Raw genomic sequence first — 13,583 nt, forward strand, 5'->3', positions numbered from 1 at the left:
GCTTAATAAAATTAAGGCGCTTTGATTTTATAGTTCATATCTACAATAAGCTTTAAAACAAAAACCGCCTAGCCATAAGCTAAGCGGTTTTTTTATCAAGCGTTTATACAATCTAATGCATACAAAGCAACCCAACGCATACAAGTCAATCTAATGCATACAAGGCAATCTAACGCATAAAAGCAACAACGCTAATTACTGATTGCTTTCATAAACTGGCAATTCTGCACAGATTTTCTGTACTTTCTCACGCGTCTCAGCGATTACTTTTTCATCACCACGGCTGTCTAAAACATTACAAATCCAGCCGGCTAACTCGCTAGATTGTTCTTCGTTAAAGCCGCGCGTGGTAATGGCTGGCGTACCAATACGAATACCAGAAGTCACAAACGGTGATTTAGGGTCATTTGGTACGGCGTTTTTGTTAACAGTAATACCTGCATCACCCAACCATTTGTCTGCTTCTTTACCCGTCATCTCTTGCTTCACTAAACTTATTAGCATTAGATGGTTTTCAGTACCCCCAGAGATGATGTCATAACCGCGCTGTTGGATAACTTTCGCCATCGCTTGAGCATTTTTAACCACTTGATGCTGATAAGTTTTAAAGTCATCTTGCAAGGCTTCTTTAAAGCAAACCGCTTTTGCAGCGATGGCGTGCATCAATGGGCCACCTTGGTTACCTGGGAATACAGCCGAATTTAGCTTCTTAGCTAATTTGTCATCACGAGATAAGATTAGACCTGAACGTGGGCCACGCAAGGTTTTGTGAGTGGTGGTCGTTACCACATCAGCAAAAGGAACTGGGCTTGGATACACACCTGCCGCTACTAGACCTGCGACATGCGCCATATCGACAAAGAAATATGCACCTACTTGGTCTGCGATATCACGGAAACGCTGCCAATCCACTACTTGCGAATAGGCAGAGAAGCCGGCAATAATCATTTTTGGTTTGTGCTCTTTTGCCAAACGCTCAACTTCATCATAGTCGATTAGACCGGTTTCTTCGACTAAGCCATATTGAACCGCATTGTAGTTGATGCCTGAGAAGTTCACGTGTGCGCCATGAGTTAAGTGACCACCAGCGTCTAAGCTCATACCCAGTACCGTGTCACCTGCATCAAGCAGGGCTAAAAATACTGCAGCGTTGGCTTGGCTACCGGCATGGGGCTGTACGTTAGCGTACTCTGCACCAAATAATTCTTTTGCGCGGTCAATGGCTAACTGCTCAACGATATCGACATACTCACAACCGCCATAATAGCGCTTACCAGGATAGCCTTCCGCATATTTGTTGGTTAAATCTGAACCTTGAGCTTCCATAACTGCTGGTGAGCAATAGTTTTCAGAAGCGATTAACTCAATATGGCTCTCTTGACGCTTGGTTTCTGACTGCATAGCGTCATGTAATTCTGGATCGTAATCTTTAATGCTAATATCTTTAAACATAGTATTGTCCTATAAAGTCTTTTTTTAAACGTTGTTAACGATGTAAAACGGATGCAGAACCAAACTAAGCCAACTTATTTATCAAAATTCGATAGCTAAAATTAACGGCACTCAATACGCTAAGCGATTTAAGCAGTGTTATGCCACATGTATCTTGTTTATAGTCAGCGAATTACTAAACGGTTACGGTGTTAACCATGATACGCATACATGAGCTCAGCCTATATGAACTTGGCCTATATGTATATGAACTTGGCCTACATGAATGGTACTAGTACTCGGTTGCCTTGTAACTATTTTAGACTTCTTTTTAGTCTTATTCGACTATACATGCCGTCCGTTTGCAATTAGTTAGTTTGTAATTAGTTAGTTTGTAATTAGTTAGCTTGTAATAAGTTAGTTTGCAATGTGTCGTTTGGAATTAGATAGTAAGTTTAACATGAAATTTTAAAGTCTAAAGACAAATAACCCGCAATAAGATGATGAATATTTAGGTTTCGATGATTAGGGGCTGTATATAATTGATTCATGGAACTGGCAGAGGCTATTTTTTAGGCAATATGCTATGCAGGGTAATTTTCGCAGCTGAGTCGTTCTAAGTTAGAACCGTTAATTATTGAATGTCGCGATATATTGGCAAAAAATAGCCCTGCCCCCTCTCGAGCATAGCTCTCGCCTTGCGAACGGGCAAAGCAGTGCTTTGCTCGAGAACCGTTCTCAAGGCTGATGCTAAAATTGCCCCAAACGTTGTTGTAAACCTAGCTAAGGTCCAATACGCTTCGGGCATTATCAGCGGTTTACGCCTAGTTTGGAACACAGCTTGGATTAATTGGTATAGTCGGCGAACTTATAAAGAGTCACGGTGTTAACCTCGCTAAGCCTACCCTAGTAGTACTTGCACTCGGTTGCCTTGTGACTACTTTAAAGTTCTTTGACTATAGCTATCAACAGTCCTAATTAAGCAATTCTATACTGCCCATAATATTAATTCATTGTTAAGTGCTAAAGGTTCAATAACTGTATTAAATATCCACCCCAAACCATCTATTGCTGATTTTAGTGCCATAATTACTTCTAATCAAAAAAACTTTCCAGAAAAGTTTCACTGATGACAAGTGGCCTATCTTGCCAATTGTATAGAGTTTGTCGCCTCCAGCCATTTTTAGTAAGCTTGATACTGCGCGTTTGTGGCAGTTTGTTGCGTCGTTTAAACAAGACATAGCCGATGGGCGTCCCGCGCAAGCTTTTAAGTCGTTTTGCATCCCCTTTTAAACTATAAAGTGGAAATATGCTTTGGGCAGCAACCCATTCCTGCTGCTCATTACCATATAAGCAAGTTTCTCTTATCCAAGCCATGACTGGTCGATTAAGCTGATAGCCTGTATATCCCAGCTGTTTCTTTTGCGCTAAGGTCAATGGCTGATATCCCTCATATATAGGTTTTACCTTTAGAGGCTGCCCTGCTTTGGCTTCGAGTAAGGCAGTTAATGATCCAGATGACTGTAGCCAAAACTTGGCTTGTTGAGGTAGCGCTTGTGCCATTTATTAACCTTATTTGTGTTTTTTTAAGTGGCTGTTAATGATTGGTCTTGGGATATCAGCCTTGAAATAATGGCATATTTGAGATATTAAATGGCAATGCTTCATGCGCTTGCCGGCGATACGTGAACATATAGTCTCGATCTTGCTGACAAAACTCAGCTATGGCAGGCTCAAATTGCGTATCATATATACGGTGCAATGAATAGGTTCTATGCGGTACAAACCCTCTTATTAATTTGTGCTCGCCTTGAGTACCAGGATCAAAATACTTAAGCCCTTGTGCAATTGCAAACTCAATCCCTTGGTAATAACACAGCTCGAAATGCAAGCTATCATAGTCATCTAAAGCGCCCCAATATCTACCGTATAAAGTAGCGTCCTCTTGATTGATATCATCATAAAAAAACAAACTATTCGCGACAATATCGTCATTATTATCGATGGCTTGAGCCAACATCAAGTTTGGCGCCATGGTTTGGGAGATTTGTTCAAAAAACTCAGGTATCAAATATGGGTGACGCCCTCTAATGGCATAAGTCATGGCATAGCATTTGTAAAATACCTCCCAATCTTGCTTAGTAATATGTGCGCCTGTTTTAATTTGGCACCTTAGATTCTGTTTGGCTATTTTTTTTCGCTCTGCTCGTATGTTTTTTCGCTTTTTGGCCGTGAGGGTACTCAAAAAGTCATCGAAGTCTTTAAATACTTCAGTATCAACCTCTGAATCATGTTTTAATTTTTGATTTTGCCATAAAAACTGACATCCTTGACGTTCAAGATTCTGATGGTTATAAAAAGGACTGGGTAAATCTGACAAAGTATCCATTTGCTTTTCACTAATGAACAGCCCATGCCAGCTTGAAGCTTCTATTTGGTTGGCAACATCATCTATCGCTGCAATCGCGGTTTTACAAATCTCTACCGTGAGTGGTTGATCTTGTATCAACCAAAATCTTGCACCAGATACTGGCGTATAAGGAACACTGGTGACCAGTCTTGGGTAATAATTCACCCCATAACGCGCATACGCTTCTGCCCATGCATGATCAAACACATATTCACCTTGATGATGCCCTTTAATAAATAAGGGCATTGCAGCAATGAGCGACGAGTTATTAGTCTCATCATTAGACTGCTCAGAATTAACATAATTAATGCTCTGTTTAAGGCTACTGCTCTCTTTATCGCCAATACTCTGTTTACGGCTGTTATCATTTAGACTCATGTCATTTTTATTAACGTGGTCAGATTTGTAAATTAGAATATACAACGGCACCCATCCAGACTGCTGCCCTATAGCATGTGTATCTCTTAAGGCTTGCCAGTATTCAAAGGACATAAATGGAGTGTCTGGCTGTTGCCAATTGGCTTTAGACTGCCAAGTTGTTTCTTGTACGATAGCGTAGGTATAGGTCATAGATTAAGATTTATTTTAATTATATTAGTCGTCTAGCGTATCAAATTTTATCGTTGATTCTGTCATTATTTGCAAATAAAGTCATTCAAATAAAGTCATTCAAAAATAGCCATACAAATACAATCATCCATATACGGCCATGCAAATTCTTGAATAATAGTTCAACTTGAACCTAACATTCTTATCTCAATATTCTTATCTCAATATTCTTAATCAAGCCTGATCAAAGCAGAAAATCTAACCAAACTTATTTACTAATAAAAAATACATGCTTTACCCTTTAAAAATTTATACTTAAGTATGCGTGGCTCCAAAGATGATATCTATGTTAATCACTGGTAGAATATAGGTTCAAGCGCTATGGTTAGCGTATTATGTTTATTATAATTGTTATACATAGATAGCGTTTAATAATAGTATACTTGTACACTCTATTTCTATTACACTTTATTAATATAGAAATAACTTATAAAGTTTATGTTTAAGGCGTACTCCCAATATACATTATCTAATATTAATCGCTTTATAGTCATCATTAACAATCATCACGAACAATCATAATGAATAGTCGAAAAACAAAAAAAAGCACGATGTAAATTAGGGTTAAAAGGTCTTGGCTTTAATATTGCATCTATTGTTCAACTTATATCAGATTATCAATAGGTTATATTATGTTTAAGTGTTCAAGCATCTAGTGCGTTTTGATAATAGTCAAACGGTTGAGCCTATTCATATGACAATATCGTATGCTTAATGTTGTGACAACACCCATTGATTATTTTAAGCAGTTTCAATTAACAACAAACTAAAGGAATCGAATACTATAATGCAAAAAATTATATATACAAAGACCGATGAAGCGCCAGCGCTGGCCACGTTATCTTTTTTACCAATTGTAGAAGCTTTTAGTAAAACCGCAGGTATTTCAGTTGAAACCAGCGACATATCTGTTGCAGCGCGAATACTGGCAGAGTTTCCAGATTATCTTACTGATGACCAAAAGGTGTCTGATGACTTAGCAAAGCTGGGTCGTCTGACGCAAGATCCCAATACCAATATTATCAAACTTCCCAATATCAGTGCATCTGTTGGCCAATTAAAAGCTGCTATTGAGGAGCTTCAAAGTAAAGGCTATGCCCTTCCTGACTTTCCTGAAGATCCCCAAACCGAAGAAGAAAAACAAATACTTAAGCGTTATGGTAAAGCACTTGGTAGTGCAGTAAACCCCGTATTACGTGAAGGTAACTCAGATCGCCGCGCACCAAAAGCGGTTAAAAACTACGCCCGTAAACATCCTCATTCGATGGGTGAATGGAAGCAGTGGTCAAGTACGCATGTCTCTCACATGCATCAAGGTGACTTCTATCACGGCGAACAGTCCATAACTTTAGACAAATCTCGCAATGTGCGTATGGAGCTGCTATTAGAAGATGGTACGACCAATGTTTTAAAGCCAGAGATTGCTTTAGAAGATAAAGAAATTATAGATCTTATGTTTATGAGCAAAAAATCATTGCTCAAGTTCTATGAAGAGGAAATGGAAGACTGCCGTGAAGCGGGAATTTTGTTCTCTTTGCATGTAAAAGCAACCATGATGAAGGTATCTCATCCTATCGTCTTTGGTCATGCAGTTCGTATTTATTACAAAGAAGCTTTTGAGAAGCATGGTGAAACTTTTGAAAAGTTAGGCATCAATGTTAATAACGGTATGGCGGACTTATACGATAAAATCAAAGAGCTACCCGCGTCTATGCAAGATGAAATCACTTATGACTTACACGCGTGTCAAGAGCATCGTCCTCGCTTAGCGATGGTCGATTCGTCAAAAGGGATTACCAACTTCCACTCTCCTAACGACGTGATTGTTGATGCTTCAATGCCAGCGATGATTCGTAACGGTGGTAAAATGTGGGGTGCTGATGGTAAGTTATATGATTGTAAAGCCGTTATGCCAGAGTCTACCTTTGCTCGTATCTATCAAGAAATGATTAACTTCTGTAAGTGGCACGGTAACTTTGACCCGACCACTATGGGTACAGTGCCAAACGTTGGCTTAATGGCCAAAAAAGCAGAAGAATACGGCTCACATGATAAGACCTTTGAATCTAGCGACTCAGGTATCGCCCGTATTGTAGATAACGATACAGATGAAGTGCTGATGGAGCAAGCAGTTGAGAAAGGCGACATCTGGCGTATGTGTCAGGTAAAAGATGAGCCGATTCAGGACTGGGTAAAGCTTGCCGTGACTCGCGCTCGTGAATCAGATATGCCAGCAGTATTCTGGTTAGATCCTTACAGACCTCATGAAAGAGAGCTTACTCAAAAAGTAGAGACTTATCTAAAAGATCATGATACTGAAGGTCTGCGCATTTATATCATGTCTCAAGTGCGCGCTATGCGTTATACCCTTGAGCGCGTCTCTCGCGGTCTGGATACCATTTCAGTAACGGGTAATATCTTACGTGATTATCTTACTGACCTGTTCCCTATTCTAGAGCTGGGTACCAGTGCAAAAATGCTGTCTGTGGTGCCATTAATGAAAGGTGGCGGATTGTTTGAAACAGGTGCTGGCGGTTCTGCGCCTAAGCATGTTCAACAGCTACTTGAGGAGAACCATTTACGCTGGGATTCTCTAGGCGAGTTCATGGCATTGACTGAATCATTAGAACATTTATCAAAGAATCAGGGTAATCCAAAAGCGAAAGTGTTAGCCAGTACCCTTGAAGAAGCCATTGAAAAGCTATTGATAGAAGATAAGTCACCGTCACGTAAGACTGGGGAAATAGACAACCGTGGCAGCCACTTCTACCTTGCACTTTACTGGGCACAAGAGCTTGCTAATCAAGATCAAGACAGTGAGCTTAAAGCTGAATTTGCGCCACTAGCAGAACAATTAGCTAGCAATGAACAAACCATTATGCAAGAGCTTAATGAGGTTCAAGGCAAATCTGTGGATCTTAAAGGCTATTATCTAGCTGATGAAGAGACTGCTAAAGAAGTTATGCGGCCAAGTGAGACGTTTAATAAAGCTCTTGCCTCGCTTTAAGAGGGCTTAATCTGTCTACAACACTGGCTTATATTAATGCTGTAAATCTAGCCTGTGTCTAAAGCGAGTCAGTTTATTGATAAAAGATACAGATTAAATAGCCATAGTGATCGAAAACTCGATAAAGTTATAAACACCCTAAGCGTTCATACGCTTGGGGTGTTTTTTATGACATAACCAAGATTCTATCTTTAAAATAAATCTAGCTTTAATATGAGCCTGTAATAAAAAGCAAGACACGATTAGCTACATAACGATAAGTAGTAGATACGATTCTTAAACTGATTTCAAATTCAATCTTTTAGTATGCTTAGACTATTAATTTTATAAAACCAAAAAATTAAAACAACAATGCATAAGAATTAGAAATTCATATCATCTTCATAGCCTCATAAATAGCCTAATAATCAATAAGCTGTAAACTCAATAAGTCAATCAACCCAACTTATATCAATCGCGCTATCTTTTACTCATTTTATCTATTAATCACTGTAAATTTCTAAACAATTAAGTCAAGTTATAACCATTCAATTATAAATATCAAAGGAACACGATTATTATGTCAAAAATTGTATATACCAAAACAGATGAAGCACCCGCACTTGCTACCCAATCTTTTCTACCTATTGTACAAGCCTTTACTAAGACTGCTGGTATCAACATCGAAGTGAGTGACATCTCATTGGCAAGTCGCATCTTAGCTTTGTTTCCTGACTATTTGGATGAGTCGCAACAAGTTCCTAACGCCCTTGAAGCGCTTGGTGAGCTGGTTTTAAAACCTGAAGCCAATATTATTAAACTCCCGAACATCAGTGCCTCTATCCATCAATTAAAAAAAGCCATAAAAGAGCTTCAAGATAAAGGGTATGCCCTTCCAGACTTTCCTGATGATCCTCAAACCGAAGAAGAAAAAGACATACGTGCACGTTTTGATAAAGTAAAAGGCAGTGCCGTTAACCCTGTATTACGTGAAGGTAACTCTGATAGACGGGCACCCAAAGCCGTTAAAGCTTATGCCAGATCAAACCCGCATTCTATGAAAGAGTGGTCGCCTGACTCTAAGTCGCACGTATCAACCATGAGCTTTTGTGATTTTGCTGATGATGAGAAATCACTTGTTATTGAAAAGCCCACCAACTACCGTATTATCTTTAGAGATGACGTGAATAACGTTACTGAACTTAAAGGCCCTGCTCCTTTAAAAGAAGGTGAACTAATTGATACTTCAATACTGTGCTATAGCATCTTAAAGAACTTTTTGGCCGAACAAGTACAGGATGCTAAAGATCAAGGCGTCTTATTCTCAATTCATATGAAAGCGACCATGATGAAGGTATCTGACCCTATTATCTTTGGGGAAGCTGTCAGAGTTTATTTCAAAGATCTATTTGAGAAACATGGTGAGACTTTTGATGAGATTGGCGTCAATGTCAATAATGGATTTGCACAATTGCTGTCTAAAATACAAGAGCTACCCGATGCCAAACGTCAAGAAATTGAAGCAGACATTCAAAAAATAAATGACAAAAACCCACCGCTTGCTATGGTAGATTCAGACAAAGGCATTACGAATTTACACGTTCCAAGCGACGTTATTGTTGATGCGTCCATGCCTGCAATGATACGAAATGGCGGTAAGATGTGGGGACCAGATGGTGAGCTTCATGATACCAAAGCGGTCATCCCTGATAGTAGCTATGCCGACTTATACGAAGAGACGATCAAATTTTGTAAAGAGCATGGCGCTTTTGACCCTACGACAATGGGTACAGTACCTAACGTTGGTCTAATGGCGCAAAAAGCAGAAGAGTATGGCTCACATAATACAACCTTTCAAATGCCAAGCGCTGGTAAAGTGCAGGTACTTGATGATGATGGCAATGTATTAACAGAACACGCCGTTCAGCAAGATGACATCTGGCGTATGAACCGAGTTAAAGATGAACCAGTCAAAGACTGGGTTAAGCTTGCAGTCACTCGCGCCAAAGCCAGTGGCATGCCAGCCATATTTTGGCTAGACAAAAATCGTCCACATCATGCTGCTTTAATTTCAAAAGTGACGCATTATCTCAAAGATCATGATACAGAAGGTCTAGATATTCGCATCATGTCCATAAAAGACGCAACGCGCTTCACCCTTGAGCGTCTAAAAGCGGGTAAAGATACTATTTCGGTAACGGGTAATGTATTACGCGACTATCTAACTGACCTATTTCCAATTTTAGAGCTTGGTACCAGTGCTAAGATGCTCTCAATCGTACCATTAATGAATGGCGGTGGTCTATTTGAAACTGGTGCAGGTGGTTCTGCTCCTAAGCATGTTCAACAAGTGTTGGAAGAAAATCATTTGCGCTGGGATTCTTTAGGAGAGTTTCTTGCTTTATCAGTATCACTAGAGCATGAAGCTTGGCATAGTGGTAAGAATGGAGATGAGTCCAATCCCAAAGCTCAAATACTAGCGGACACACTAAGTGAGGCGACTGAGAAACTACTACTAAATAATAAGTCGCCTTCTCGAAAAGTAGGCGAGCTTGACAACCGAGGTAGCCACTTTTATTTGGCCTTGTACTGGGCACAGGAATTGGCGAATCAAGATGAAGATAGCGATCTAAAAGCGCGGTTTAAGCCATTTGCACAGATGCTCGCAGACAATGAGACGCAAATAGTACAAGAGCTCAATGATGTACAAGGTCAACCCGTTGATCTCAGCGGCTACTACTTACCTGATGATGACAAGATGAGACAAGTTATGCGCCCTAGTACAACCTTTAATAACGCATTAGACTCACTATAAAAAATTTGGCTACAATAGCACTTAATGTGTCAAAATACCTCATTGGTTAATACCTAACCGGTGGGGTTTTTAAAATAGGCTTTATATGATGTTAGGAAAATTAAACAACGCCAGAGCGACGCTAATCCTTTTTATAACAATTGGCATTATTTGGTATGGTCTTGCCCGCTTTTTGCCTAATGAATTTCTAAGAGATATAGTCATTGTCTGCTTAACCTTCCCATTTTGTGGTGTATTTTTATGGTCCTTGTTCAGTACTTTAAAACGTATATTTGCTGATAAAGGCAATCTATGGAAAGAGCTTATATTATCCGTTGTTAATGTCATCATATTTTTACTGGCATTTTCAGGTGTGTATCAGCAAATAGGTATCATTGATAACACACTAGATGGTAGACCCATCACTCATGATTTTTGGTTATGTCTTTATTATTCCATTATTACCTTTACCTCTACCGGCTATGGGGATTTTCATCCACAAAGTATTGGACGTATTTTGGCAAGTATCCACGCGTTGGTAGGTTATTTGGTATTAGGCCTTATGGCCTCTACCAGCATGTCTGTTATTCAATGGAAAGCAGATGGCAGTGGTGTTAATCGTGGTACTGAAAAATAGATATAAGAGATATTAAGACTAACCCAGTTTAATTTCGTATTCATTGTTAACCCCCGATTTAAGAGCAATGTTATGTCAGCTACAAGCCTCATTCTATTTAACAAACCTTATGGTGTTCAAAGCCAATTTAGTGATGATGCGAATAATAAATATACTCCCCTTGCTAAGTTTTTCAGTGATAAGTCGTTGCGAGTAGCGGGACGTCTGGATGCGACCAGTGAAGGATTATTACTACTAACGGCAGATGGTCGAGTAAACAAAGCGATTACTCATCCGCCCAAAGCCAATGCTGGACGCAAGCAAAGCAAAACTTATTTGGTGCAAGTAGAAGGGGTTCCTTCACAAGAGCAGTTGGATGACCTTCGTAAAGGTGTCATTTTAAAAGATGGCAAAACCTTACCTGCTGAGATAGCTCATATCAGTGAAGATGAGTTACCCATGCCGCTTTGGCAACGTGATCCACCGATACGTGAACGCAAAAGTGTGCCCGACTCTTGGCTAATAATGACTATATATGAAGGTAAAAACCGCCAAGTTCGACGGATGACGGCTCATGCCGGACTACCCTGCCTGCGTCTGATTCGTTGGTCAATGGCAGGCTTTGAGCTTGGTGATTTGAAGGTTGGGGAGTTTGTACGCATACATTTAAATGCCGAACGATTAAAGCAATTAGGTATTAGTTAAATTTTGCAGTGTCATAAAGCTTAAAAACCCTAAAACAGCCCATAGCCACTGCTATTATAGGATTTGAGATACGAGTTATTGAGTCAGTTCCTATTCGTTTTACAGTGCCTAACCGTCTTCTTTATATGTTTCTTCCCATATTACCTTGACTGGATTTTGACGGCGTTCGTAATGGGTGACAAATACCACTGATGCGATAATGAGTGCTGAACCTACCCAAAGCATACCTGGTGGCACCCAGCCAAAGACGATAAATCCTGCCAATACATTGAGTGGGAGTTTGATATGATCAAAAGGCTGCACAAAGGACGCATCAGCCACCGAATAAGCTTTAGCAATAGACCACTGCGCAAATGCGGTCAAACCGCCAATAAGTATCAATAACCCCCAAACTTGCCAATCACTTGGTATATCAAAACTAGGTAAGCCAAATAAAATATTAAATGGTAACATCAATGCTAAAAGATAAAAAACAATAGTCGTTGGCGTGTCTCGGCTCACTGTAAACTTAGTCATAAGCGACGCACTGGCCCAGAAAAAAGCAGCAGCCACTGGCATTAAGCTTGCCCACATAAATTCATCCGACCATGGCTGTAATACCAACATTGCGCCGATAAAACCCACCAAAGTCGCAACCCATCTCACCAGACTCACAGATTCACGCAAGATAAGGCCAGAGCCTACTGTAGCAAACAAAGGCGATACCATGAGCAGCGCAATGCCTTGCCAAATAGGTACAGGGTAGGCAAGCGCCCACGTCCATAGCTGAATACCAATAACTGAAAAACCTACCCGTATCACGTGCAGCAGACGAAAGTCTGATTTGACTGCAGAACGAATCGATCCTGTACGCATGAGCGGTAAGAACAATAATAACGCTATACCGTATTGTAATAACACCGCGGCGCCAGAGCCTAAACCATAATTTATACCGAGATATTGTAAGGTGGTATTGATGATGGCAAACATAAAGCCTGCTGCAACCATCCAAAATGCGCCCTGTACAGGCTGATGATAAGACATAATGTGGGTCTAATGATAATCAAGCTATGAAATGGAATCAGACACTTATAAGGATGTCTACTTAGGAGGTGGGATGATACCTAATTATCTAAATAATGTCCTTATAGTCTAAGTAGTTTTTCTAAGCACTTTGGTTATGAGCGCTCTAGTTATGCCAGTCTAAATAAATAACTGATAAAGTATAGACCTTACTTTTTATTAACTCTTCATATAACGTCTCGAAGCTAGGAGCTTGCTTACTTGAATTTATTAGCTTGCACTTATCTCATAGTTAAAACATAAATCACAGTAATTGTTCATAATTTTCATTACATTTACTTAAAAATTGGATAATCTTTAAGATATTAATCTCAGCTTATGGCTCTTTGACTGCATCGACTGCTATTGAAATTTAAAAAACTAAGGTTATAACGTTGCGTGTTTTAAAGTACTTAGGTCTTGTTTTATTACTGATTAACGTCAGCTTTTTTACTATCAATGCCTATACGATATATCAGTATTCAACGACTTATAGCGAAGCTAAGTCGGATGTTGCAATAGTACTAGGTGCGGGCACGGCAGATGGTCAACCGTCGCCTATATTTAAAGAACGGCTTAACCATGGTAAATATTTATATGAGACAAACAAAGTAGATAAATTAATTTTAACCGGTGGATTTGGCAATAATGCAAATGAGGCAGACAGCCAAATCGCTAGACGATATCTAATCAGGTTAGGTCTGCCAGAGGCTATCATATTCGTTGAAGACAAATCTAAATATACTTTTGAGAACCTGATTGAAGCACATAGCATCATGCAGGCACACCATTTAGAGACGTGTTTACTTGTCTCAGACCCACTGCATATGAAACGCTCCATAGCGTTAGCCAGTCAACAAGGCATGGTCTGTCAGCCCTCACCAACCACCACCTCAATGTATCGATCACTTATTCCAAAACTCAAATCGCTACTATATGAGACGTTTTACTACTCGTTAGGCAAGATGGGAGGCAAAAACTAGATTACATT

Annotated in this window: 9 protein-coding genes; 5 read left to right on the top strand and 4 right to left on the bottom strand. The window is 39.7% G+C overall.

All coding sequences use genetic code 11. The annotated features are described in order from the left end of the window. Nucleotides 1-195: 195 nt before the first annotated feature. The 3 genes from glyA to AC2SLP_RS08950 all read right to left on the bottom strand — a co-directional run bounded on the left by glyA (nucleotide 196) and on the right by AC2SLP_RS08950 (nucleotide 4,411). Nucleotides 196-1,452, bottom strand: a complete 1,257-nt coding sequence (gene glyA, locus AC2SLP_RS08940; RefSeq protein WP_486536328.1) for a serine hydroxymethyltransferase — start codon at nucleotides 1,450-1,452, stop codon at nucleotides 196-198. 1,074 nt (nucleotides 1,453-2,526) lie between these two features. Then, the gene (locus tag AC2SLP_RS08945) at nucleotides 2,527-2,994 is read right to left on the bottom strand and encodes a chorismate--pyruvate lyase family protein (RefSeq protein ID WP_486536329.1); all 468 of its coding nucleotides are present in this window, start codon (nucleotides 2,992-2,994) and stop codon (nucleotides 2,527-2,529) included. A gap of 55 nt (nucleotides 2,995-3,049) precedes the next feature. Next, a complete protein-coding gene (locus tag AC2SLP_RS08950) occupies nucleotides 3,050-4,411 on the bottom strand; it encodes a GNAT family N-acetyltransferase (RefSeq protein WP_486536330.1) in 1,362 nt (453 codons plus the stop codon). A gap of 826 nt (nucleotides 4,412-5,237) precedes the next feature. Between AC2SLP_RS08950 and AC2SLP_RS08955 the strand changes: the two genes are divergently transcribed. The 4 genes from AC2SLP_RS08955 (at nucleotide 5,238) to AC2SLP_RS08970 (ending at nucleotide 11,551) form a co-directional block, all read left to right on the top strand. Then, the gene (locus tag AC2SLP_RS08955) at nucleotides 5,238-7,457 is read left to right on the top strand and encodes an NADP-dependent isocitrate dehydrogenase (RefSeq protein WP_486536331.1); all 2,220 of its coding nucleotides are present in this window, start codon (nucleotides 5,238-5,240) and stop codon (nucleotides 7,455-7,457) included. Nucleotides 7,458-8,016: 559 nt separating this feature from the next. Next, nucleotides 8,017-10,251 (top strand): NADP-dependent isocitrate dehydrogenase, encoded by a 2,235-nt coding sequence (locus tag AC2SLP_RS08960; protein ID WP_486536332.1) that lies wholly within the window; start codon nucleotides 8,017-8,019, stop codon nucleotides 10,249-10,251. 85 nt (nucleotides 10,252-10,336) lie between these two features. Next, nucleotides 10,337-10,867: an ion channel gene (locus tag AC2SLP_RS08965; RefSeq protein WP_486536333.1), complete on the top strand. Its 531-nt coding sequence runs from the start codon at nucleotides 10,337-10,339 to the stop codon at nucleotides 10,865-10,867. Between the two features lie 72 nt (nucleotides 10,868-10,939). Next, nucleotides 10,940-11,551, top strand: a complete 612-nt coding sequence (locus AC2SLP_RS08970) for a pseudouridine synthase (RefSeq protein WP_486536334.1) — start codon at nucleotides 10,940-10,942, stop codon at nucleotides 11,549-11,551. 108 nt (nucleotides 11,552-11,659) lie between these two features. On the opposite strand, the gene AC2SLP_RS08975 is transcribed toward AC2SLP_RS08970, so the two are convergent. Next, a complete protein-coding gene (locus AC2SLP_RS08975; protein WP_486536335.1) occupies nucleotides 11,660-12,574 on the bottom strand; it encodes a DMT family transporter in 915 nt (304 codons plus the stop codon). Nucleotides 12,575-12,987: 413 nt separating this feature from the next. On the opposite strand from AC2SLP_RS08975, the gene AC2SLP_RS08980 reads away from it, so the two are divergent. Continuing rightward, the gene (locus AC2SLP_RS08980) at nucleotides 12,988-13,575 is read left to right on the top strand and encodes a YdcF family protein (RefSeq protein WP_486536336.1); all 588 of its coding nucleotides are present in this window, start codon (nucleotides 12,988-12,990) and stop codon (nucleotides 13,573-13,575) included. Nucleotides 13,576-13,583: the final 8 nt, after the last annotated feature.

Source organism: Psychrobacter sp. CX21 (assembly GCF_057396255.1).